Below are 23,305 nucleotides of genomic sequence, written 5' to 3'. Positions count from 1 at the left end.
CCGGTTCGGTCGTGGTTGGCGGACGGTTCGGAGCCGGTACGCGGCCCGGGGCGGACCGGCCGTGGGGGCAGGCCATGGCACGGTCGGTCGATTCGCGGAGATTGGTACGCTTGTTCGCTCTTTATCCCGGCGGGTGTGTTGCTGCATGCACCTTGAGCCATCCTCGAGTCCATGGCCCCGGAACCGGCCGGTGCGCATCCTGTGAAGGCCGAAGGAATTCCACCGAATTCCCGAAGGGTTCACGGCTCCTCGCGGATTCCCCTCACCCCCTGCCGCTCCTCGGAGGCTTTCGTGCACAGAATTCCCTTCCTCTGTCAGACCTCCGACGACACCGGCTGGGGAAGGGGCTGAGGGGGCGAGATGGCCGAAGCGCTCACGGAAAGCCGCGGCATGGCATCGGCTCCCGGAATTCCGCGAGAGCCGGCCGGTGAAATCGGCGGGGAAACCGCCGCCGCCCCCTTACGGCTCACCCTCCTCGGCCCACTGCGGGCCTCGCGCGGCGGTCTGCCGCTCGCGCTCGGACCGCTGAAGCAGCGCCTCGTCCTGGCGGTCCTGCTCACCCGCCCCAACACGCCGGTGTCGGTGGAGGAACTGACCGACGCCCTCTGGCCGGACGACCCGCCCCGCACGGCCCGCAAGAACCTCCAGGCGTACGTGTCGGTCCTGCGCCGCGTGCTCGACCCCGACGACCTGGACCGGCTGAGCCACGGTCCCGGCGGCTACGTACTGCACGTGACCGCCGAGGAATGCGACACCCTGCGCTTCGACGAACTCGCCCGGCGCGGCGACACCGAGGCGCGCGCCGGCGCGCCGAGTCACGCCGCCCGTACGTACCGCCGGGCGCTGGACCTGTGGCGTCACGACCCCTTCAGCGACCTGGCGCCCCGGGCCGACGTGCTGCGCGCCGCCGTCGAACGCCAGCACGCCCGGCGCCTGGCCGTCTACGAGGCCTGGGCGGAAGCGCAGCTGGAGATCGGGGACCCGGGCCCGGTCGCGGACACCGTGGACGAGATGGTCGGCCGCCACCCGCTGCGGGAGCGGCTGCGCGCCGCCCAGCTCACCGCACTGCATCAGGTGGGCCGCAGAACGGAGGCGCTGGCCGCCTACGACGACTGCCGTCAGCGGCTGTCCCGGGAACTGGGCCTGGAACCCGGTGCGGCGCTCCGGGGCGCCTATCGCTCGCTGCTGGACGACATGGCCCCGTCCCGGCCGCGCGGCGGCCCCGCCGCGTCACGGCTGCTGCTCCGGCCGGACCTGGCCGACTTCACCGGACGCGCAGGAGAACTGGACGCCGTACAGGCACAGTTGGAGACCGTGGGCGGCCCCCCGGTCCTCCTCACCGGCGCGGTCGGCGTCGGCAAGTCGGCCTTCGCCGTCCACATCGCGCACCGCCTCGCCGGACGCTACCCCGACGGCGTGGTCGCCACCCGGCTGTGCGCGGAGGACGGCTCGACACGCCCCTGGGCCTCGGTACTGGCCGAGCTGGCCCGATCCCTCGGGTGCACCGAGCGGCTGCCCGCCGACCGGGAGGAGGCTGCCACCGTCTGGCGCACGTGGCTGTCCGGGCGCCGCATCCTGCTGCTCCTGGACGACGCACCCGACGCCACCGCCCTCGCCCCGCTGCTGCCGCCGTCGGGCAGCGCCGCCGCGCTGGTCACCTCCCGCGGCCGGCTGCCCTGTCTGGAGTGCGCGCACCGGGTGGAACTCCCGCCGCTGTCCCCCGAGGAGGCACTGGACCTGCTCGGCACCGTCATCGGGCGGCCCCGGCTGGCCGCCGAGCGCGCGGCGGCAGAACGGGTCGTCGCCGCCACGGGGTTCCTCCCGTTCGCGCTGAGAGCGGCCGGAAACCGCCTGTCCGTGCTGCGCCACATGCCGCTCGGCCAGTACGCGGACCGCCTCGAACATCCTCTGGAGGCCCTGGACGAACTCGCGTCCGGAGGCCTCGGGGTCCGCGCCCGTCTCGCCGGGGCCTGGGGGCGGCTGCCCGCTCCCGCCCGGGACTCCCTCCACGCTCTGGCCGCACTGCCGGACGCTTCCTTCACCCTCCCGGCCGCCGCCGGCGTCCTGGGCCAGGCCGGCCGGGACGCGCAGCGTTCTCTGGAGGAACTGATCGACGTCGGCGTCCTGCCACCGCCGTCCCTGCCCGAGGTGACCGCGCACATGGAGGCGGCCCCGGAGGCGGTGCGCTACGAACTGCCCTGGCTGACCCTGCTGTTCGCGCGCGAGCAGGCGGCCGCGTCGGGAGAACGGTGCTAGGGCCCGCCGTTCGGATCAGGCGGTGGTACGCGGGGCCCGCCCGGGCCGGCCGACAAGGCGCCGCGCCTCGGCGCCACCTGACGCGAACGACTGCCCCCGGGCCGAGTCCGCGATGCCCTGGGAGCCGGAGCAGCGGGCCGACGACGGTGGCCACGGCCGTGCTGGGGAGGCTCACGCGTCGTGGCGAGTGAAGCCGACTCTGCTCGCGCACCGGCACCGGCTCGCGCACCGGCACCGGCTCGGGCCCCGGCGCCGGCACCGGCTCGGGCCCCGGCGCCGGGGCAGGCTCCGGAACAGGGGCATGCACCAGCACCGGGACCGGCGCCAGCACCGGGACCGGCGCCGGCACCGGCACCGGCACCGGCACCGGGACGGGTATCGGCGCCGGGACGGGTATCGACATCGAGAACGGGACAGGCATCGGCACCCGGGCAGGCGCGGGCACCGGCGAGTGCACGTCGCCCGGCCCTCTGCCGCCCGAGGCTCGCCCCGGCAGGGTGCTCAGGTTCCGGCCGTCGTCGCCGAGGCCGGACCGGAGGACTGCACCCGGGCGAGATATCCGGCCTGGAAGCGGCTGGCCGCGCCCAACTGCTCCATGATCTCGGCGATGTGCTTGCGGCAGGTGCGCAGCGACATCCCCAGCCGCCGGGCCACCATCTCGTCCTTCATACCCTCGGCCAGCAGCCGGACGATCGCCTGCTTCACCTCGTCCCGCGCCGAACTCTCCGTCCAGGCGGGGTGATAGGGCTCGGCCAGGGACCAGGCGTGATCGAAGGTCGCGCAGAGGTAGGAGACCGTGGACGGCTCCTGGATGACGATGGCCGCGTCCAGGTCGTCCTGGTGCGGGATGAACACCGTCTCGCCGTCGAAGGCGACCATGCGCCCGAAGAGTTCACTCAGGGTCCTGATCTCGGCGCCCTCGTCGGTCATCCGCCGCGCGTACTCCTGCGTGGGCAGGTGGTAGCGGGCGGTGTGCTGGTACAGGGTGCGCATCCGTATGCCTCGGCGCAGCATGTCGCGGTCCTGGACGAACGCCTGCTCCAGCAGCGCCGGGGAACGGCCGCCGCCGGGGTGACAGGTGCGGACCTCCTTCCGGCAGCGCATGGTCGCCTCGGTGATCATTCCCACGACGGTCTTCAGGTCCGTGATCTCCGTCAGCGGAGCCCGCCCCTGCCACTGCCGCCGGCCTTCCGCATAGAACGGCGCGAGGAGGGAAAGCTCTGCCCGCAGCCGATCGATCTCGGCGAGCTGGCGGCGCAACCCGGCCTCCCGCGGCGCGACGAGCGCGGCGAGGGCCGCGTCCGGCGCCATCGCCACGAACTGGTCGGGGTTCCCGGGCAGGCGGCGCAGCAGCAGGAGCTCGGTCAGCGTCGCCACCGCCGAGGCCGCCCGGCTCTCCGGCAGCCCCAGCGTCGCGCCCAGCGTCCGCGCGTCGCACGATCCCTGGTCGCTCACCCACCGGAACACCCGGACGGCCTCCTCGGACAACCGCGCTTCGTGCGACGGCCACCCCGCCGCCGTACGCGGGACCGGAACCGTGCCGTCCTCACCGATGCCGCCCACCCAGCCCCCTCATCAGCCACGAGACCTCAGCAGCCGCTGCTGTGTCCATTGTTCAGATGTGCGATGGAGTTTCCCAGACCCTCTTGGAAGGAATCACTGTGAAACCGGCCAAAGGCGCATTCGTCATGCTCTTCGAGCGCTTCACCGTGCTCGGCCACTGGGTGCGTGCCCGGCGGCACCGAGGCGGTGGCGCCGGCGCCACGGCGCGCGAGATCCTCGATCAGCCCCCGCGCCCGGTGCGCGAGGGCGACGACGGCTCGCCGACCGTCCCCACCCCGCACTGGTGACGTGCCGGCGGCCCCGTGCCGAGGCCCGTCGGCGACCGGCCCTCACGATCCCGTCGCGCAGGACGCCGGGCGGGGACGCCTGTCAGGACGCCAGGCACTCTCGGCAGGGCTGTCGAAAGCCCGTTCCGCGTCCCGGCGGCCCGCATTTCCGATCCCGGCGTTCCATATGCACGGGATGGCGGGTTAGGGTCGGGTTCCGCGAGGATCTTGCACGGAGGGGCCGGGGGATGGAGAACAGCACGCCAGTACGCCGGGGACGTCCCCCGGGCGTACAGACCGTCGAAGGTGAGCTGACCGCCCGCCAGGCGGCCATCGTCCGCTACATCACGGAGTCGGTGGCCCGGCAGGGCTACCCGCCGTCGATGCGGGAGATCGGCCAGGCCGTGGAGCTCTCCAGCACCAGCTCGGTCGCCCATCAGCTGGGCGCACTGGAACACAAGGGTGTCCTCTACCGCGACCCCCACCGTCCCCGCGCCTACCGTGTGCGCCCTTCCTGGGCCCCCGAGCTCGCCGCCCGGAGCTCGAAGCCGGCCGAGGTGCCGCTCGTCGGACGGATCGCGGCCGGAGCGCCCCTGCTCGCCGACGAGATGGTCGAGGACGTCTACTTCCTGCCCCGTCAGGTGGTCGGCGAGGGCGAGCTGTTCGCCTTGACGGTCTCCGGTGACAGCATGATCGACGCGGCGATCTGTGACGGCGACATCGTGACCGTCCGCAAGCAGGACAGCGCCGAGCACGGCGACATCGTCGCCGCTCTCCTGGAGGACGAGGCCACCATCAAGGTCCTGCACCGGCAGGACGGCCAGGTGTGGCTGATGCCGCGCAACGCGTCCTTCGCGCCGATCTCCGGCGACGGCGCGCGCATTCTCGGCAAGGTGGTCGGCGTCCTGCGCCTGCTCTAGAGCGGGGGGTCCCTGAGGGGGCCGCTTCGGTGGAAGCGCGGGCGCGGGTCTCGGTGCGTGTCCTCGACGGGGCGCCCGGCCATTACCCCTGAGGTAATCGCACCGGCCGAGGACCCTGGGCTACGTTCCGGTCATCGCTCACCTTCCCGGAACGAAAGGGGTCCCGTCGTGCCCGCTTACGGCTTCGCTCATCTCCGCAGCCGCCGGAATCACTCCGACATCATCGAGTACCTGGAGCGCATCCAGGCAACCCTCGACCCCTTCGCCGGCCGCTTCGTCATCCACGGTCCGCCGGTCGACGTGGTGGAGGGTACGTGGCCCGGCAGCATGGTGCTGATCGAGTTCCCCGGCCTGGCCGAGGCCCGTGCCTGGTACGACTCTCCCGCCTACCGGGCCATCCTGAGACTGCGTACCGATCATGTGGAGGGTGACTTGGTGCTGATCGAGGGCGTCGGTCCGGACTACGACCCGGCCGAGCGGGCCCGCACCCTGCGAGCGGAAGCCGGCCGAGCGGGCCGGTCGACCACGTGATCCCGCGGCCGCCCGAGCGAGCTCACCGGTGTCGCCACCCACGAGCCGCCCGCCCGACCAGGTGGCGTTCCCTCGGACGTGCCGCATAGTTTGTGCGCTCGTGGCTGATGACCCGAAAACGCGCCCCGCCCGGCATGATCTCGGCCGGCTGTTCAACGAGGTGCCGGAGCTGTACGACCGGGTCCGGCCGGGATACCCGGACGCGCTGTTCGCGGACCTTGTCACGGTCACCGGCATCGACGGGCGGTCGTCGGTGCTGGAGGTGGGCTGCGGCACCGGTCAGGCGACGCGCTCGCTGGCGGCGCTCGGATGCTCGGTGACCGCTGTCGAGCCGGGCGCGGACATGGCGGCACTCGCTCGCCGGCGGATCGCCGCCTTCGGCAATGTCGAGGTCGAGACGTCGACGTTCGAGGAGTGGGACGACGGCGGAAGACGCTTCGACGCCATTGTGGCCGCGTCGTCGTGGCACTGGGTCGACCCGTCGACCGGCTGGCGGCGAGCGTACGAGGTGCTCCGCCCCGGAGGCTGGATGGCCCTGCTCGGCAACGTCGTCGTCCGCCGGACGGGAGAGCCGGAGGTGTACGCCGAGACCGCCGATCTGCACGAGCGGTTCTGTCCCGGGAACCCCGACTGGGGTCATCCGCCGCTGGAGAACGCCGTACGCACCACCGACGAGGGCTGGGGACTGGTGGAAGATCCCGGCCAGTTGTTCGGCCCGACGACCGTGCGCTGGTACCCGACCGTTCAGTGGTGCGACGGCGAAGGCTTCGCCGATCTTCTTCGCTCGACGTCGCTGTACCGGAGGCTCGACCGCGACGTCCGGGAGCCCCTGCTCGACGCGATCGCCGAACGTATCCGCACGCGAATGGGCGACCGGGTATCACGTCGCTACCTGAGCGTCCTCCGTGTCGGCCAGCGCGCCGAGTGAGCCCGGTGGGGAAGGACCTGCCGAGTCGGCGGCAACCGTGCGGCTCCCCAGGCGCCGACACCGGCTGAACCTCCGGAGCGGGCGTTGCGTATCAAGTCACGAGGGACAGCCCAGGTCTCCACCACGGGACGGAAGGAGAGCACCGTGCCCACAACGCCCGCGTCCGACTCGTCGGACGACGACCCCGCGCTGGAGCCCATCCGCGTGCTGCGCGCGCGCCGCACCGACGCGCTGGCCCAGCTGCTCGACGAGATACGCCAGGACAAGGACTACCGCGGCCACGACACCGCGGCCGCACCCGACCCACCCACCCGGACCGGCGGCGAGACGGAGGAACTCCCGTCTGTTCCCGGCGGCACGACGGAGGAACCTCCCGCACCCGACGGCGACGCCCGCCCGCCGCATTCCGTGGGCCGCCCGCGTCTCGGGCCCGGACAGCGCCGGGCAGCCGTGGTGATCGCGGTCGTCGCGGCGGCCGTCATCGGTTTCGGCTGCTCCCTCCTGATCCCCAGCGGCACCGACGCCACCCGGGCCGCACCCGAGGCGAGCGCGTCGGCGGCCCCGACGTCGGTCGCCCCGGGCGCGGCCGGCGCCGCCGACGTCCTGACCGACCCCGGCTTCGAGTCGGGCGGCCTCTCGCCGTGGAGGTGCACCGGCGACCTGGGCTCGATCGTCTCCTCCCCGGTTCATGCGGGCTCCAAGGCCCTCCAGGGGAAGGTGAGTTCGAGCGACACCGCGCAGTGCGACCAGACCATCACCGTACGGCCGGACACCACCTACTCACTCAGCGGCTGGGTCCGCGGCTCCAACGTCTACCTGGGTGTGAACGGCGGTGCCTCCACCTGGATCACTTCCCCCTCCGGATACAGGCGGCTGACCGTCTCCTTCACGACAAAGGCCTCCCAGACCAGCGCGACGGTCTACGTGCATGGCTGGTACGCACAGGGCACGTACTACGCCGATGACATCACCCTGGACGGGCCCCGTGGCGGCGGAGGCGCCTAGAGCTTTTCGTGCGGCGGCGCACCAGCCGGTCCGGCCGTTCGCTTCCGGCTGGCGGATGGCGTGCTCAAGTGCCCATGACAGGGCGTGGTCCGCGACCTCTTCCCAGCCGGGCGAGGCCGGCATGAGGTGCGGTCGGCCTGGATACGCCTTCACCTCGGTCACGGTGTCCGACTTGTAGTGCCGGGCGTTGGACTGCTGGACCTTGGGCGGCATCAGATGGTCGAGTTCGCCGGAGAGGAACAGCAGCGGCGCGCGGTCGTCGTTGTGATAGTTCACCCAGATGTCCTGGTGGCCGGGCTGGAGGTTGGCCAGCACGCTGTTCCACAGGATGCGGCCCGAGGCGGGGACCGCTTAGCGCTCGTACAGCGCGCGGGACTCCTCCTCCGTGAACGTGTTGGTGAACGCCTAGTGCCACTCGTCATGGGTGAGGCCGACGGCCTTGTGATGGTTCGCCGGGTTCTTCAGCACCGGAAAGGTGGCCTCACCTGCGTCAGGGGCACCACCGATACGCCCTCGGTGGGTGCGGAGTTGATGGCGACGCCGGCCGCGCCGTAGCCATGGTCGAGCAGGACCTGCGTGAAGGCGCCGCCGGCGGAGTGGCCGATCAGGACGGGCGGCCTGTCGAGCCCGCGGACCAAGGCAGCGGTTCGGGCAGGGCGAGTCCGCCGGAAAGCTGCTCGGCGGAGAGCTCCTCTCCGAGGTCGGCCAGCGCCAGGGGGTTCCCGGACGTCGCGGTGACGATCCGTGCGGCGACCCGGGCGTCGAGCTGACCGGGGACAGCCTCGCGCAGCAGTTCCAGGGCGAAGTCGTCCGCCAGACCTCCTACTTCGATGACCGGCAGCCCCGCGGGCACCGCGAAACCGCTGCGGGCCGCGCACAGCAGACCGACGCCCTCGGCGTGGAGCCGTCGGCCCACGAAGGACAGGACGCCCAGCGATTCGTCGTCGAGCCACTGCATGTCGTCGACACAGCACAGCACCGGGCGTTTCCTGGCCACTTCGGCGAGCAGCGTCAGCACCGCGAGCCCGACGAGGAACCGGTCGGCCGGCGGGCCGTCGGCCAGTCCGCAGGCCACACGCAGCGCGTCGAGCTGGGTGGGAGGCAGCGCGCCGGAGTGCTTGAGCGCGTCCAGGCCGTCCCGTCCGTCCACCAGCGGGATGAGCATCCGGTGCAGCGCGGCGAAGGGGAACCCCGCGCTCTCGGACTCGATCCCCGCCACCGAGACCACACGCAGGTCGGCGGCCTCCGCCGCCGCGTACTCCAGCAGCGCGGTCTTGCCGATCCCGGCGTCCCCGCGCAGCACCGTCACCTTGCTGAGCCCGTCACGAACTTCGCCCACGAACCCTTCGAGGACACGGCGTTCCCCGGCCCGCCCCTCGAGAATCAACGCCACGTCCTTCGGATGCCCGGGTGGCGAGTCGACGACGGCACGCTCCCTCGCGCCCGCCGTGATCTCACGCTCCGCACTGTCCTGTCCATCCTGGAGGGACCTGACCAGGAAAGGGGGCCGCGGCCGGAAGTTCGAGATCACGTTCCGCTTCGCCGGCCCGGCGCGTCCCGACAGGGGACCCCAACCGGGTTCGCCGCCGCCTCGTCCCCGTCCGGGTCGGGGCGCGCGAACCGCAGCTCCACCAGGGACAGGAACGTTCCGAAAGTGCTGGGCAGCGGGATCTCGTCCAGGGGAGGATGGTCGTCATGACGAGCGAAGGCACCTCGATCGACGCAACCAAGCCCAGCATCGCGCGAGTTTACGACTATCTGCTGGGCGGCAAGGACAACTACGCCGTGGACCGGCAGATCGGCGACGTGTTCAAACGCGATCTTCCCGGCTCGGTGGCGATCGCCTTCGCCAACCGCTCGGCGTTGACCCGGGCGGTCGCGGAGATCGCGACGACCACCGACGTGACCCAGTTCATCGACCTGGGCAGTGGTCTGCCGACCGCCGACAACGTGCACCAGGTCGCGCAGCGCCATACCCCGGAGGCCCGCGTGGTGTACGTCGACATCGACCCTCAAGTGCTCGTCCATGGGCGTGCCTTGCTGGAGGAGAACGACCGAACCAGGGTCATCGAGGCCGACGTCCGTGACCCCGAGGCCGTCTACAACCACCCCGAGACCCGGGAAATGATCGACTTCGAGCGCCCGGTCGCCGTCGTGTTCAGTGCCGTCCTTCATCATGTCAACGACGAGGAGGACCCTGCCGCGATCGTCCGGTACTGGCGCGACCGCGTGCCCTCCGGAAGCTACTTCTTCGTCAGCCACTTCCGTTCCGGCAACAACCCGGAGACGGCCGAGGCGGAGAAGGTCCTCCAGCAGACGTTCGGCCGTGGCCGCTGGCGCACCGACGAGGAGATCGCCTCCCTGCTGGACGGTCTGGAGATCCTCGATCCGGGAGTCGTCCCCGCCTCCCTGTGGCGCCCCGCAGCGGTCGGCGAGCCGTGGGGCGACGGCGCGGCGAGGGAACTCACCGTCTGGGAACACCTGATCGCCGCCGGGATGGCCCGCAAGGCCTGACGGCGGCCAGGAAGTGGACCGCTACGGCGAGGGCCCCTGCGAGGAAGCAGCCCGCAAGCAGTGACCCCCGCGGTCCCGCCCGTCGGTCGTACCGCCGGGCCGGGACGGGCTGCGCCCTGGGGCCCGGCGCCGAGGTGCCCGGCAGGCGCCGCGTCGTCACCCTCGGGTTATCCCCACCCCTGATGCGCCAGCAGCCGCCATGGTCCGCCGTGACCGCGATCCGTAGCTTCGAGGTATCGCTACGACATGATCGTGAGAGGGCGGAACCTTGAGGCTGCGCGGGAACCAGCGCCAGAAGACGGACGAACAGCCGGAGCTTCACGGCACACCCGGTCTCGCTGTCGAACTGCGCGGCGTCCGGCGGCAGTACGGCCGCGGCAAGGGCGCCGTGCATGCCCTCGGCGGCGTCGATCTCGCCCTGCCCCGCGGCACCTTCACCGCCGTCATGGGTCCGTCCGGCTCCGGCAAGTCCACGTTCCTCCAGTGCGCCGCCGGCCTCGACCGGCCGTCGGCCGGCTCCGTGCGCCTCGGCGGTACGGAGATCACCGGCATGCGGGAGAACCAGCTCACCGAGTTGCGCCGCAGCCGCCTCGGCTTCGTCTTCCAGGCCTTCAACCTGCTGCCGTCCCTCACCGTCGAGGAGAACGTGCTGCTCCCGATGCGTCTGGCCGGGCAGCGCCGGGACCGCCGCCGCGCCGCCCAGGTCCTGGCGCGGGTCGGGCTCGCCGACAAGGCGGGGCGCAGGCCCGGCGAGCTCTCCGGCGGCCAGCAGCAGCGCGTCGCCATCGCCCGCGCGCTGATCACCGGCCCAGACGTGATCTTCGCCGACGAGCCCACCGGCGCCCTGGACTCCACCACGGCCGCCGAGGTCCTGGGCCTGCTCCGGCACGCCGTGGACACCCTCGGCGCCACCGTCGTCATGGTCACCCACGACCCCACTGCCGCCACCCGGGCCGACCGCGTGCTGTTCCTCGCGGACGGCGTCTTCGCCGGCGGCCTCGACCGGGGGACGCCGGAGCGGATCGCGGAGCGGATGGCCGCCCTGACCTCCCCGACGGGTGCGATGGCGAGGGCGGCGGCGTGAGGAGCTACGCCCCCAACGGCCTAGCCCGCGCGGCCGTGCGCTTCACACCATCATCGTTCGCGGGCACGTTCATCGCGCTGATGATGTCGGCACTGATCGTCTCCGCCTGCGGAGTCCTCCTGGAGACGGGCGCCCGTGCCTCGGTGCCCGCGCAGCGCTATGCGAGGGCGCCGGTCGTCGTGGCGGCCGACCAGTACGCCCACCTCGTCACGGGCAGCGGCGACAGCCGGTCGGACTCCCCGGCACCGCTGCCGGACACGGCGCGCGTGGACGGCGCCCTGGCGCGCGAGGCGGCCCGCGTGCCCGGCGTGAGGGCGGCCGTGCCGGACTTCGTGTTCCCGGTGCGTCAGGGCGACGCCACGCTGACCGGGCACGGCTGGGGATCGCACGCCTTCACCGGCACATCGCTCGTCTCCGGGGCCGCGCCCCGCACCGGCGAGGTCGTGCTCGACGCCGTGGCAGCGCGGACCGCGAAGGCCGGCATCGGCGCCACGGTCGCGCTCGAAACCGCCACCGGGCGTGCCGACTTCCGGATCTCCGGGCTGGCGAAGACCGGGTCAGGCGATGTGACCAGGGGCGCCACGGGCTGGTTCGCCGACGCGCAAGCCCCGGCCCTCGCCGGGCATCCGGGCAAGGCCGACGCGATCGCCGTACTGGCGAGGACCGGAGTGGACATCCACGCCCTCGCCGCCGACGTGAAAACGGCGCTCGCCGGTTCCGGCGCCAAGGTGTACACCGGCCGGGACCGAGGCGCCGTGGAGGAGCGCGGGCTCGGGTACGCGAAGGAGACGCTCACCGGCCTCGGAGGCTCCTTCGGCGGGATCGCCGCCGTGGTCGCCGTCTTCACGGCGGCCGGCACGGTCGCGCTGTCCGTCGCCCAGCGCGCCCGGGAATTCGCGCTGCTGCGCGCCATCGGGGCCACCCCGCGGCAGATCCGCCGCGCGGTCGCCGCCGAGGCGCTGCTCATCGCGCCCACCGCGGGGCTGGTCGGCTGCCTGCCGGGGGTCGGCCTCGCCCACTGGTGGTTCGGGCAGCTGAAGGACCGCGGCGCCATCCCGGGGGCCGTGGACGTGCACGTGTCCTTCATCCCGCTCGTTGTCGCCGTCGGCATCGGACTGCTGACCGCGCTCGCGGCCGGCTGGGCCGCCGGCCGCAGGCCCGCGAAGATCAAGCCGGGGCAGGCGCTCACCGAGGCGTCGGTGGAGCGGCTGCGGCCCGGTGTGATCCGTACCGGGCTGGGCGTCGGCGCCCTCGCCGGGGGCGGGTTCCTCACCGGCCTCGCCGCCCGTTCGGCCGGGGACGACGCAGCCAACGCCGCACTCGGCGTCGTCATGCTCTTCATGCTCGCCGTGGCGCTCCTCGGCCCTTTGGTGGCGCGGCTGTGTGCCACGCTCTTCTCACTGGCGCTGCGCGAGGGCGGCGCCGCGGCCTCGCTCGCGGTCGCCAACTCCCGTACGAACGCCCGCCGTCTGGCCTCCGCGATCACCCCGATCGTGCTGGCCATGGCGTTCGCCTCGACGCTCGTCTTCATGCACACGAGCGAGAGCCACGTCGCCGCGCGGCAGGTGCGCGCCGGCGTCACCGCGGACCACGTGGTCACGGATCCGGCCGGACTGCCCGCCGACGCGGTCGCCCGGGCCGCCCGGGTGCCCGGCGTCGACGCGGCCGTGGGCCTGCTGGAGACGCGGGTACTCGTGCCCGTCGGCTCCGGCGGTGACCGATGGCTCCAGGGCGCGGCGACCCAGGGCATCTCCGGCTCCGGCGCGCAACTCGCGAAGGTGCAGGACCTCGACGTGCTCAGCGGCAGCCTGGACCGGGTCGGCAGGGGCCGGATCGCCATCGACAGGACGCTCGCCACGTCGGCGAGGGTCGGGCTCGGCGACAAGCTGCCGCTCCACCTGCCGGACGGCACCAGGGCCGGCCCGGAAGTCGTCGCCGTGTACGGCCGGGGCCTCGGTCTCGCGACGGTGACCATGGACCGGGCCACTCTGGCCGCCCACGTCACGTCGGGCTTCGACCGCACGCTGCTGGTACGGGGCGGCGACGCCCGGGCCCTGGCCGCACTCGGCACGGTCACCGACGCTTCCGGCTACGCCGTCGGGCAGGACACCGAGCGCGAGCTCAACGCCTGGGCCAACTACACGATGGCCGGTGTCCTCGGTGGCTTCGCGGCCGTCGCCGCCGCCAACACCCTGGTGATGACCGTCCTCGCCCGACGCCGCGAACTGGGCATGCTCCGCCTCGTCGGCGCCACCCGGCTCCAGGTCATGCGGATGCTGCGCTGGGAGGGACTGCTGGTGGGAGTGGCGGGCGTGGTCCTGGGCACCGCCATCGCCGCGGCCACGCTCGTCCCGATGATGCGCGGTCTGACGGGCGAGTCCCCGTACGTGCCCCCGCTCCTGTACGGGGCATTCGCCGCGGCCGCCGTGAGCCTCGGCCTGCTCGCCGTCAGCCTCCCCGCTCGCGCCGTGTTGCGTGAGCGCCGGTCCTGACACCGGCGATACAGCGGGGACCTCCTCTTCGGTGACGTGGGGCGCCGGTGATCGCGTGGTGTCTAATGGCGCCTGCACGGTGATCTGGGGGAGTCAGGGGGAGCCTGGTGGAGGGGCTGAAGCCGACCGATCCGCGGCAGGTGGGCCGGTACCGCATCGCGGGCCTGCTGGGGGCCGGCGGGATGGGCCGCGTGTACATGGGCCGTTCGCCCAGCGGGCGGCTGGTCGCGGTCAAGGTGGTGCGGCCGGAACTGGCCGATGATCCCGGGTTCCGGCGCAGGTTCGCCCGGGAGGTGGCCGCTGCCCGGAAGGTCACGGGATTCTTCACGGCCGCGCTGGTGGACGCCGATCCCGATGGGTCACCGCCCTGGCTGGCCACCGCCTACGTGCCCGGCATGGCGCTGGACCAGGCGGTCGCCGGGCACGGTCCCTGGCCGGTGGCCTCGGTGCGTGCGCTCGGAGCGGGACTGGCCGAAGCACTCGAAGCGATCCACGAGGCCGGTCTGATCCACCGCGATCTCAAGCCGTCGAACGTGCTCATCGCCCCCGACGGACCCCGTGTCGTCGACTTCGGCATCTCCGTGGCGGCCGAGGCCACCGTCCTCACGCACGCGGGGACCGCGGTGGGAACGCCCGGATTCATGTCTCCCGAACAACTCACCGGCGACGCCGTGACGGCCGCCACCGACGTGTTCGCGCTCGGCGCGGTGCTGACCTACGCGGCCACCGGCACCGGCCCGTTCGGAACCGGCTCCGCGCAGTCGCTCAATTTCCGCATCGCGTACGAGGAACCGCGCCTGGAGGGGCTGCCGGGCCAAGGCCTGGAGATCGTCGCCCGCTGTCTGGCCAAGGATCCGGCGCAGCGCCCGGACGTGAACACCCTGATCAGGGAACTCGCCGACATGACGGGCGACGCGAGCTACACCCCTACGCAGATCGTCACCGACACCGCCGCGTGGCTGCCCGACCAGATCGCGGCCGCCGTATCGGCCACCGTCACGTCAGCGGCGCTTCCCGCACCGGCCGCTCCCGCATCGGCCGCTCCGGCCCCGGTCGTTCCGGCTCCCGGCGCGACGCGCGGGCCCAGGAAGGCACCCGCGTCCCCTCGCAAGCCCGCCCGTCCGAAGCCGGCGGCTGCCGCTCCGGTCCCCGCACCCTCCACGGTCTCCGCCGAGCCGCAGCGGCGTACCGCGCCAGGTGCATCGCCTGCCGGGCCGCGGAAGACGGTGGCGGAGGGTGCCGAGCCGGCCGGGCCGCTGACAGCGACGCAAGCCGGTGCGTCGCCGACCCCGCCGCGGAAGGCGACCAAAGCGCCCAGCCCCCGTCCCGCGCTCGCGAGCGAGGCAGCGGCCGCAGCCACGCCGGTCGCACCGGCCGCAGCCACGCCGGTCGCACCGGCCGCCTTGCCGCACCTCTGGACCGTGCGTCGCGTCCTCTTCCTTTCGGTCGCCTGCATCGCCTTCGTGCTGGCCCTGTGCCTTCCCTTCGGCTACAACGCAACCGTATTCGGGTATCTGATCTCCGACTGGTGGCCGTGGTGGACGTCCGACTGGCCGTTCGGCGGCACCTGGCCGTTCGTGGTCGCCATCGGGCTCGCCCTCACCAGTTGCGTCGCCGTGCTGGTACAGCTGCGCCGCTTCCCGACGGGCCCGATTCCTCGCCCTGTCCGGCGCCTGCACTACCTGGCGACCAGCCTCGCCGGAGGACTCCTCGCCCTCTACATCTATCTGGGCCTCCGGGCGGAGGCGAACCTGTCCTTCCTCGAATCAGGCCAGTGGTTCTACGTCCTGGGCTGCCTGGCGTCGTTGGCCGGCACGGTTCGGCTGAAGGGTCCGAAGAGCGGAGGCAGTGCCGCCTGACCGGTCGAGGCCCATGGGCGCGGCCCGTTCACGCGGGCCGGCATCGTCAGGCCCGGCCATGCGCCATCAGTGCGGCGTGAGGCAAGAGCAGGACACCGCCCGGACCCGCGAACTCCGCGCACAGCGACTCGAAGTGGCCTTTGATCTCGGCGACGACCGCCGGCCTCTGACTCGTCACGATCTGACCGATCGTCGCCACTCCGGCGGCGGCTCCGCCCCACCACTCCTCGACCGTCGTCCGATGGTCCCAGGCCAAGGTGTCGCAGACGACGTCGGTCAGACCCGCCGCACCGAGCAACGCGGCGAAGCCCTGTTCCGTACGGAGGAACTCGTCCTCGGGAGCAAGGACCGGCAGGTGTGCCGGGCGCCTGACACCTGCCGCCTGGACAGCACGGCCGAGCAGGGCCTGTCCGGCGGCCGGGGGAAGCGCCCAGATGGTGACGGCCAGCCGCCCGCCCGGCCGCGTCACCCTGCGCAACTCCATCAGGGCGTCCCGGGGCCGTCCGACATGGTTGAGGACGAAGTTGCCGACCACGGCGTCGAACGCGTCGTCGGCGAACGGCAGGCAGGGCAGAACGGCCAGCCGCACGTCAGCCTCCGGAACCGCCGACGCGACACGGGCGACCATGCCGGGTTCGGCGTCCACCGCCGTCACCTTCGCTCCCCGCGCACACGCGGCCGCGGCGACGGTACCCGTGCCCGCCCCCACGTCGAGGACCCGTGCCCCCTCCGCGACCCCAGCCGCGTCGAGGAGCGCGGGCACCGCATACGCGCAGAGCTTGGCGAAGCTCGCGGCATAGGCGTCGGCCCGCCCCGTCCACGTCCGCCGCTCGGACTCGTCGAACGCCGTCTGCACCCCTCGTCCTCTCCCCGGAAACCACAGCAACCACGACCATAACCCTGTGGCCCGACGCCGACCCGTGGCTGATCAACAGCGTCAGGGATCAGGAACACGCACGGACCGACGGGCCGGTGCGTGCCACGCACCAGCCCGTCGGGGTGGGAACAGGAAGGGTGAGTTCTGACGCGCATCCGGTGAACTCCCCGACCTCCCCGCGACTTTCGCTACTCGTCGATCGCCGCGCCGAACCGGGCGTTGGCCGCCGTTGCCCCGAGACGCGCCCCGTCATAGGTCCAGGAATCCGTGGCGGTGAGTCCCGAGGACGACGCGGCAAGGACCCAGACGAATCCGTCGTCCGTGTTCTCACCCGGTGCCGCCGCCAGCAGACCGAAGCGGCCGTCGGCGTTGGCGTCGATCAGCCGCACCTGGCCGCCCCAGCGGTCCGAGGCCTCCGCCGTTCCGGGAACACCGGAGGAGTTCTGGTCGAAGCTCCGCACCCCGGTAGCCGTCAGTCCGCCCGGTGCGCCGCGCAGCGTCCAGACCGCACCCGCGTCGGACACGGAACCCACGTCCTCCCCGGGCGCCCCGATGGCGAGATCCGGGCGGCCGTCGCCGTCGGTGTCACCGGAGGACAGCTCGGCGCCCCACCGGTCGCCCGCCTCGGCCGTGCCGGGGACGCCGGGGGAGTCCTGGGTCCACGTCTGCGCCGGGGCCGGGTCGAGGCCGGAGAGGTCGCCCTTGCCCAGGTAGACGGATACGGACCCGCCCACGGGCGAGCCGACCCCCGTGTCGCCGATGGCCAGGTCGTCCTGGCCGTCGTGGTTGAAGTCGCTGGAGACGACCGAGGGACCACCTTCGAACGCGCCGCCGTCACCCAGCGCCTCGACGTCGGGTGCGCCGTGGAGGACCTGGGTGGCCCCGATGCCAGGACGGTCGCCGGTGGTCACACCGGAGATCGCCAGGTCGGCCCAGGAGTCCTCGTTGTAGTTGCCGTGACTGAGGCTCCGGAAGGCGAAGCCGGTCTCCAGCGGGCTCACGTCCCGGGCACGGACTCCGGTGTCCACCGCGCTCAGCTGCCGGGCCGCCGCCGTCGGCGCGGAGGTGAAGAACAGCAGCGTGTCGTTCTCCAGGACGGCGATGCTGTCGCGCGGGTCGGCGTCCGGGGCCGCCGGGTCCGGGGCGAAGTACCGGGCCGCTTCGATGGCCAGACCGAACCTGGCGCCGGCCCGCGGTTGGCCGGTGTCCGCCAGCCAGGTGGTGTCGGACCCGTGCAGCCCGCTCGGCGAGCCCCAGAAGACGACGGCGCCGCCCGCGTCGGACAGTCCGTCCAGGTCTTCGCCGGGGATGCCGACGATCGCGTCGTCGTAGCCGTCGTTGTCCAGGTCACCGGAGGCCACGGCGCTGCCGAAGCCGTCGGCGGCCTCGGAAGCGCCTGGGACGCCCGAGGTGTTCTGGTGAAGGATGCTCTTCTTGGTGGTGCTGAGACCGCTCGACGAGCTGTACTGCACGGAGACGTAGCCCGCGGCCTTGGCACCGCTCACCGTGGCGCCCGGGGCGCCGATCAACACGTCGTCGAACCCGTTGCCGTCGAAGTCGCAGTTGTGCTGCTGCCAGCCGATGGACGGGAAGGGTGCCACGGCCTGTGCCGCGGGGGCCGCGATCATCGCGCCGCCACCGAGGGCGAAGACCGCCGCGGCTGTCAGGGCCGCACTGGTGATGTGACGCACAGGAGCGAACCTCCTTGGGTTCCTGGACTGCCCGCGGCGTCGCGCTCGGCCGAGGCGGAGGGGTCGGATGGGGCCTGGGGGCGGTACAGGGACGCGGTCGGTCGTTCAGCCGCGCCACCGCCGTACAGAAGGCTGCGTATGCGGGTGGTCCTGGCGGGCCGGGCCGACGTCGTGCCCGCCGCGAAGCGGCATGGAGTCATGCAGGGCCCCCTGGTCCGACAGCGCGGTGAGGGCGACGCCCTCTTCCGCTCACCCAGAAGACACCCGAAGTTCGTGCATGGTTGTAGTCGGCGCGTGGGCCGGTCGCCCGATGGGGGCGCCGCGAACGCGACCGCGGGCGCCTCAGTCGGTGTCGGTCGCGGCGAGCACGGCCAGGCGCCCGCCGTCGGGGGAGAGCACGGCCAGGCCGATGTCCCAGGCCACTTGCTCGAACCACTTCGTGCGGGCGTCAAAGTCATGCCATGCGCAGGCCGTCACCTGTGCTTCGACCTCCGCGGCACCGGCGCCTTCGGGGCATCCGGTGAGGGCGGCCAGGGACTGCCAGGCCGCCAGACGGCCGTAGGCGCCGGGGGAACCCGAGTGCCAGGAGCGCGCTCGGGACCGACTCGGTGTCCAGGGGTTCGGCGAGGTGGAAGGCCCGTGCCTCGATGCGGCCGTTGGATTCCTCGGCCCGGTTGGCCACGGCACGGCCCATCGCCGTGACAGCGGCCTGTGTCGTCGTCTCCCGCACCGACGGCGCGCGCCTTCCGGCGGTCACCCGTCCGCGGTTCTCCGACGGTCCGTACGGCAACGAGTGGCTGCTGCCACGGGTGCTGTAACTCGGCAGATCCGCACCTTCCTCCATGCCGGACAATGTCAGCGGCAGCCAGGCCAGCGGGTGATGACTCCGATGCCGCGACATCGCCCACCGCGCGATACCCGGGACCTCCCCGACCACGGCACCGGCAGCCCCGCCACGATCTTCTGAATCTGATCAGCCACGGCCCCGAGCCTACGCATGCCCTCGACAGTCCCGGCCGGAGCACCCGCTCGGCGCTCCGGCCGGCACGGGCGTCGCCGACCGGTGGCGCGCTCAGACGTCGACGCGCGTGTAGGTGAGGAACACCGCGCCGCTCTTGAGGACGGTGTGGTCCGCGAGTGCCCAGGTGAGCGGGTCGAAGGCTGCCTTGCGGGAGAACAGCGGGATCCCGTTGCCCACGGTCAGCGGGCCGATCTTCAGGATCAAGGTGTCGATCTCGGTGTAGAGGGATCCGGCGAGCTCCGCCCCGCCGAGCAGCCAGATGTCCTTGCCTGCCTGCCGCTTGAGCTCGCGCACGGTTGCCACCGGGTCGTCGGCGACCACTTCGACGGCCGGGTCCGGGCTCTTGGTCAGGGTCCGGGAGAACACCAGGTGACGCAGGTGGGGGTAGGCGTCGGTCAGTCCGGCCGCAAGACCGATGTCGTAGCTGCGCCGCCCTTCGAGAACGGTGTCGAAGCGCGTGCCCTCCGCCGTCACGGCCAGTGCCTGCCGGGCCTGGACAGGCAGAGTCTCCGGGTACTCGGCCACGAGATGCTCTATGTAGTCCGCCGGTATGGGCCAGAAGCCGTTCGGACCCGTGGGGTCGTCGCCGTCCGGGCCCGCGATGAAGCCGTCGAGCGTGGTGGCGATGTAGTGGACGAGTTTGCGCATGCCGGGTGTCCTCCGGTGGTCACGTCGTCACCACGAGCCCCGGAGCCGCCGGAAGACGTGCCGAGGCCGTGTCTCTCTGACGGCTTGGTCAATTCGTCGGATGTGTCTGTCAGGTTAGTGATCTCTGATGCGATGTGGGACAAGATCGAGCCGCTGGTGCCGGCCGATCCAGGACCCCAGCGTCTGCCGGGCGCCACCAACATGCCGGGCTCCACCAACATGGTGCGGGGGCCGCGAAGGAGGGCGTCCAGGCGGCGCGGTGAAAGGTGCCCCTGGGGGACGTCGAATCCGCGTACCGATCCGGTGCCGGTGTCCAGGATGCGCGGGTGGCGCGGTTGTTGTTCACACGGCATGATCACCGGGTTCGGTAAGATTGCCGGCTTCTGCGTGCCCCCCGGGGGATCTCATGGACCGCTTAACCCGTCATCGTGGCAAGGCTCTGGCTGCCGTCGTGCTGCTCACCGGCATGACAATGGCCTGTTCTGGCCGGCCCGCGACATCGAAGGCTCCTCAGCCCCAGAAGGCGACCAGTTCCAGCGCCGTATCCACGGCGCGGCCGACGTCCCGGTCCGGCGGGGAGCGGCTGGACGCGGAGGCCCGCGACCTGCTCAGCAGGACGGATCAAGGGGACTCTGACGACGCGGACTTCGTCTCGTCCGGCTCCCTCGCCATACCCGGCCAGAACCTGGACGAGACCGTGGAGTCCGGCACCGCCCTGCGGGTGGAGGTGGCCTGCGCGGGGGAGGGCACGGTCACCTTCACGGCCGTCTCCGGCACCGCCAGGAAAGCCAAGCGGGTCGACTGCACGCGGCGGATGACGGGCAGGTTCGACATCACCACGGCCAGGCCGAGTCTCGCGATCCAGGCTGACTCCCCCGAGACCGAGAGGGTGGGTACGGCCTACGTCGTCCGGCGCGTCACCTGACCGGTCCGGACACGTCGCCGGTCCGAACCAGGGATCCACCAACCGGTGGCACCGGCGTGCACATGCGCTGGTCGGCTAGGCCCTCGGCACCGACCACTCCGTCGGTGCCTCCGGTGTCTTCGAGGTGTACAGCACCTGCGTGGGCCGCTGCTTCGCCGGCACCGCGAACACCGTCTTCCCGCGCACGCACGAGCCGGCCTTCACGGTCGCCATGAGGGGATACTCCGGGCGCGGGAGGTCGTCGTACGTCAGGCCGCTCGGCTTGATCCGCGCTCCGTCCGCGTAGGCGAGTACCCACGAGTTACGGGTGACCACGGCGAAGCCGTTCTTCAGGCACGCCCTGATCTCGACGGCGGCCCACGTGTACCCGGTCGTGCCGAACTCCTCGTCGGCGGACCGCCGGAGGTGCAACGTGCCCTGTTCGTACCGGAGCACGGTCATCGCCATCGTCGATCGGTCGGTCGTGAAGGTGAACGGCGTGCCGAGCGCGCGGGGTGCCTTCGGGTCCGGACTCGGCTTCGCCGCGGTGCTCTCCCCGGTGGCTCTCGTGGTGGCGGGCTTCGTCGACGGCTTTGCGGGATGGCCGCCGCCGGTGCAGGCCGCGACGGCGGTGAGCAGGAGAGCGACGGTGACGGTGGTGGAGCGGGTACGCATGGTTCCCCCTGGTCGTACGAGCCGAGGGAGGCATCATCGTGTGTGCGTCGCCCGCTCCAGATCCATGTGCTCAAGCTGTGACCCGTCCGCGCCCGAGGTCCGGGGCCGGCCGGAACACGGTGCTGTCCGGCAGAGGCCGCCTTCGCACCCGGCGGTTGCCGCGTCGGGTGCCTACTCCTGGCTGGAGAGAGGAGTCCGCAGTTCCACACGGAGTCGGATCGACGTGTCGATGGGCAATCCCGTGCTGGAGTAGCGGAGCTCCTTCGAGAAGGTCGCGATGAGATCGAGATCCCGAAGCTGACGCCGCAGTTCGGAGGCCAGGGCCTCGTCCGTGTCGACGGGGAGTGCGTCTTCCTCGATCTCGGCCAGGTACTGAAGATGCTCGTCGATGGCCTCCACCGCCCGCGCGCTGGTCCAGATCGCGAAGTCCTGGCAGCCGAACAGGTAGGCGTGCGCGGCATACAACACCGCCGCCGCGGCGGATTCGTCCGCGTCATCCGGGCCGTCCTGGCCGTCGTTGTGGCAGTACTCGCTGAGCATGTACTCGGCGACACCCCGGCTGACCGCCGAGAAGGCCGTCGAGTCACCGAGAGCGCCCTCCCATACGGCTTTCAGCAGGGGACGCAGGCTGAGCGTGAACGGCGCCTGCTCGTCCTCGGGCAATGTCTGGTGCCGGCTCATGAGCCGTTCCGCGACGCCGGCGGTGAAGACACTGCGCTCGCCGGACGACACCGACTTGAGCCGCTCCTCCACCTGAGCCGACAGTTTCTGCCACGTATCCATTCGAGCCACCCCTGAGTCGTGACACCAGCGTACTCACGCGGGCCACGAAGATCGTCCCAGTTGCCAGTGACAACACCACACGCGAGCCGCCGGCAGCCTGTGGACGCCTGGGTCACCCTGCGCTGCCGGGGAGCGTGGGCACCAGGTGGCATGCCAGGATGCGGGCCGACAGCGCGCACGCGCAGGCGAGCCTGACCGTGCTCGACCATCTCGCCGGGCACCGGGGCAGCGACGAAGTCGTCGCCACGCTCACCACGGCCTGCGACCTGGCCGAGAAAGGCCGCCCCACCGCTGAGAAGGTCGAACGCCTGGGCGCCGGCTGCCGGCACAGGGAACCCGCGTGCGGGCCCCCTGGTGGCGTCCCGCACCGCCGCTCGCCCCGGTCCTCCACACGCGCCCGCGCCCGTCGGCACGTCGGACCGAGGCGGCGCTAGAGAGGACGGCGTCCCGTGAGGTCCTGCCACGTGCTCCGGGCGTCGTCGAGGGCCATGCGCGCCTTCGGGAGCCGGACGTCCGCGTCATGGCGGGCCCGTGTCTCCTCCAGACGCTCCTTCGCCGCCTCCACCCGCTCTGTCGCCGAAAGTGCCTCCCGCAGCTCGGCCTTGACGGCGCGGACACTGCTGACGCGCCGCTCCTTCCGTCGGTCCGCCGCCGCGACAGCGTTCTGGAGCTCCACAGCGAACCGGCGCACCGCGTCCTCGGTGTGCTCCGCGCCGCCGTAACGCTCCATGCGTTCACGTCCGTCAGGCTGCGTCACATAGACGTACGACGTGACCTTGGAGCGACTCCGCTCGAACCGGACCTGCAGGCCGGCGAGTGCGACCTCCTCGCCGCCGACGCCGACCGCGTGCTCGTACAAGGTGATCTCACCCAACTGTGCGACGCGTGCCCCCCGGTGTGTCGTCCGCAGCTGCTCCAGTTCGTCCTCGGCCCGGCGGATCCGGCGCCGGTAGGTCCACTCCGCCCGCTTCACCCCGGCCAGCGCCCGCCACCTCTCGCGACGCGCTGTTCTGCGCAGCCCGCGTACGGCGCTGCGGGCATCCGTCAGAGCGCCGCGTGCCTCCCGGTGCTCCTCGTGAAACGCGTACGTCCAGCCTCCGGGGTACCTGAGAAGCCGCCAGAGCACGCACCACACACCCAGAGCCGTCGCTGCGACGACCCACCCCAGCACGATCACGTGGCCCCTTCCGCGACGGCGGTGCCGCGGCCACCGCCGGCTCGCGGCGCGCCGAGGAACTGGTCAACTCGCCTTGGCACCGTCCATGGTGCCCGTGCTCGCTCGCACGTG

General features: G+C 72.2%; 19 protein-coding genes and 2 pseudogenes. 12 read left to right on the top strand and 9 right to left on the bottom strand.

Annotation, left to right across the window (positions count from 1 at the left end; genetic code table 11):
- Positions 1-360 precede the first annotated feature (360 nt).
- A complete protein-coding gene (locus tag ACF07B_RS21910; protein ID WP_392180173.1) occupies positions 361-2,256 on the top strand; it encodes a BTAD domain-containing putative transcriptional regulator in 1,896 nt (631 codons plus the stop codon).
- 501 nt (positions 2,257-2,757) lie between these two features.
- Here the strand turns inward: ACF07B_RS21910 and ACF07B_RS21905 are convergent.
- Positions 2,758-3,819, bottom strand: a complete 1,062-nt coding sequence (locus ACF07B_RS21905) for a LuxR C-terminal-related transcriptional regulator (protein WP_392180172.1) — start codon at positions 3,817-3,819, stop codon at positions 2,758-2,760.
- A 98-nt stretch (positions 3,820-3,917) separates the two neighbouring features.
- Between ACF07B_RS21905 and ACF07B_RS21900 the strand changes: the two genes are divergently transcribed.
- From ACF07B_RS21900 to ACF07B_RS21880, 5 genes and pseudogenes are all read left to right on the top strand, one after another.
- A complete protein-coding gene (locus ACF07B_RS21900) occupies positions 3,918-4,106 on the top strand; it encodes a hypothetical protein (protein WP_392180171.1) in 189 nt (62 codons plus the stop codon).
- Between the two features lie 227 nt (positions 4,107-4,333).
- The gene (gene lexA, locus ACF07B_RS21895; RefSeq protein WP_392180170.1) at positions 4,334-5,005 is read left to right on the top strand and encodes a transcriptional repressor LexA; all 672 of its coding nucleotides are present in this window, start codon (positions 4,334-4,336) and stop codon (positions 5,003-5,005) included.
- A gap of 168 nt (positions 5,006-5,173) precedes the next feature.
- Positions 5,174-5,536, top strand: coding sequence for a DUF1330 domain-containing protein (locus ACF07B_RS21890; protein WP_392180169.1), 363 nt, complete (start codon positions 5,174-5,176; stop codon positions 5,534-5,536).
- 100 nt (positions 5,537-5,636) lie between these two features.
- The gene (locus ACF07B_RS21885) at positions 5,637-6,464 is read left to right on the top strand and encodes a class I SAM-dependent methyltransferase (protein WP_392180168.1); all 828 of its coding nucleotides are present in this window, start codon (positions 5,637-5,639) and stop codon (positions 6,462-6,464) included.
- 576 nt (positions 6,465-7,040) lie between these two features.
- Positions 7,041-7,463, top strand: a pseudogene (locus tag ACF07B_RS21880) (carbohydrate binding domain-containing protein); the annotation flags it as partial.
- Positions 7,464-8,073: 610 nt separating this feature from the next.
- Here the strand turns inward: ACF07B_RS21880 and ACF07B_RS21875 are convergent.
- A complete protein-coding gene (locus ACF07B_RS21875) occupies positions 8,074-8,862 on the bottom strand; it encodes an AAA family ATPase (protein ID WP_392180167.1) in 789 nt (262 codons plus the stop codon).
- 302 nt (positions 8,863-9,164) lie between these two features.
- Here ACF07B_RS21875 and ACF07B_RS21870 point away from each other — a divergent pair, with 302 nt between their 5' ends.
- The 4 genes from ACF07B_RS21870 (at position 9,165) to ACF07B_RS21855 (ending at position 15,418) form a co-directional block, all read left to right on the top strand.
- The gene (locus ACF07B_RS21870) at positions 9,165-9,983 is read left to right on the top strand and encodes an SAM-dependent methyltransferase (RefSeq protein WP_392180166.1); all 819 of its coding nucleotides are present in this window, start codon (positions 9,165-9,167) and stop codon (positions 9,981-9,983) included.
- A gap of 268 nt (positions 9,984-10,251) precedes the next feature.
- Positions 10,252-11,067, top strand: a complete 816-nt coding sequence (locus ACF07B_RS21865; protein WP_392180165.1) for an ABC transporter ATP-binding protein — start codon at positions 10,252-10,254, stop codon at positions 11,065-11,067.
- Entirely contained in the window at positions 11,064-13,559 is a 2,496-nt protein-coding gene (locus tag ACF07B_RS21860; RefSeq protein WP_392180164.1) for an FtsX-like permease family protein, read from the top strand. The genes ACF07B_RS21865 and ACF07B_RS21860 overlap by 4 nt, the downstream gene beginning before the upstream one ends.
- A gap of 107 nt (positions 13,560-13,666) precedes the next feature.
- Positions 13,667-15,418: a serine/threonine-protein kinase gene (locus tag ACF07B_RS21855; protein ID WP_392180163.1), complete on the top strand. Its 1,752-nt coding sequence runs from the start codon at positions 13,667-13,669 to the stop codon at positions 15,416-15,418.
- Between the two features lie 46 nt (positions 15,419-15,464).
- Here the strand turns inward: ACF07B_RS21855 and ACF07B_RS21850 are convergent, their stop codons facing one another.
- The 4 genes and pseudogenes from ACF07B_RS21850 to ACF07B_RS21835 all read right to left on the bottom strand — a co-directional run bounded on the left by ACF07B_RS21850 (position 15,465) and on the right by ACF07B_RS21835 (position 19,655).
- Positions 15,465-16,274, bottom strand: a complete 810-nt coding sequence (locus tag ACF07B_RS21850; protein WP_392180162.1) for a class I SAM-dependent methyltransferase — start codon at positions 16,272-16,274, stop codon at positions 15,465-15,467.
- Positions 16,275-16,483: 209 nt separating this feature from the next.
- Positions 16,484-17,986: an FG-GAP repeat protein gene (locus ACF07B_RS21845; RefSeq protein WP_392180161.1), complete on the bottom strand. Its 1,503-nt coding sequence runs from the start codon at positions 17,984-17,986 to the stop codon at positions 16,484-16,486.
- A gap of 342 nt (positions 17,987-18,328) precedes the next feature.
- Positions 18,329-18,887: pseudogene (locus tag ACF07B_RS21840) on the bottom strand (DUF6183 family protein).
- A gap of 171 nt (positions 18,888-19,058) precedes the next feature.
- Entirely contained in the window at positions 19,059-19,655 is a 597-nt protein-coding gene (locus ACF07B_RS21835; RefSeq protein ID WP_392180160.1) for a dihydrofolate reductase family protein, read from the bottom strand.
- Positions 19,656-20,061: 406 nt separating this feature from the next.
- Here ACF07B_RS21835 and ACF07B_RS21830 point away from each other — a divergent pair, with 406 nt between their 5' ends.
- Positions 20,062-20,580: a hypothetical protein gene (locus ACF07B_RS21830; protein WP_392180159.1), complete on the top strand. Its 519-nt coding sequence runs from the start codon at positions 20,062-20,064 to the stop codon at positions 20,578-20,580.
- Between the two features lie 75 nt (positions 20,581-20,655).
- On the opposite strand, the gene ACF07B_RS21825 is transcribed toward ACF07B_RS21830, so the two are convergent.
- Both ACF07B_RS21825 and ACF07B_RS21820 read right to left on the bottom strand, forming a co-directional pair.
- The gene (locus tag ACF07B_RS21825) at positions 20,656-21,234 is read right to left on the bottom strand and encodes a hypothetical protein (protein WP_392180158.1); all 579 of its coding nucleotides are present in this window, start codon (positions 21,232-21,234) and stop codon (positions 20,656-20,658) included.
- 171 nt (positions 21,235-21,405) lie between these two features.
- Positions 21,406-22,017, bottom strand: a complete 612-nt coding sequence (locus ACF07B_RS21820) for a hypothetical protein (RefSeq protein WP_369480525.1) — start codon at positions 22,015-22,017, stop codon at positions 21,406-21,408.
- Between the two features lie 158 nt (positions 22,018-22,175).
- Between ACF07B_RS21820 and ACF07B_RS21815 the strand changes: the two genes are divergently transcribed.
- The gene (locus tag ACF07B_RS21815; RefSeq protein WP_392180157.1) at positions 22,176-22,451 is read left to right on the top strand and encodes a hypothetical protein; all 276 of its coding nucleotides are present in this window, start codon (positions 22,176-22,178) and stop codon (positions 22,449-22,451) included.
- Here ACF07B_RS21815 and ACF07B_RS21810 read toward each other — a convergent pair.
- A complete protein-coding gene (locus tag ACF07B_RS21810; RefSeq protein ID WP_392180156.1) occupies positions 22,448-23,194 on the bottom strand; it encodes a hypothetical protein in 747 nt (248 codons plus the stop codon). The two genes, ACF07B_RS21815 and ACF07B_RS21810, sit on opposite strands and share 4 nt — an antisense overlap.
- Between the last annotated feature and the right edge of the window lie 111 nt (positions 23,195-23,305).

The sequence above is a fragment of the Streptomyces sp. NPDC015532 genome (genome assembly GCF_043078065.1).
Lineage (GTDB): Bacteria > Actinomycetota > Actinomycetes > Streptomycetales > Streptomycetaceae > Streptomyces.
This window is presented reverse-complemented; position numbering and strand designations above follow the sequence as displayed.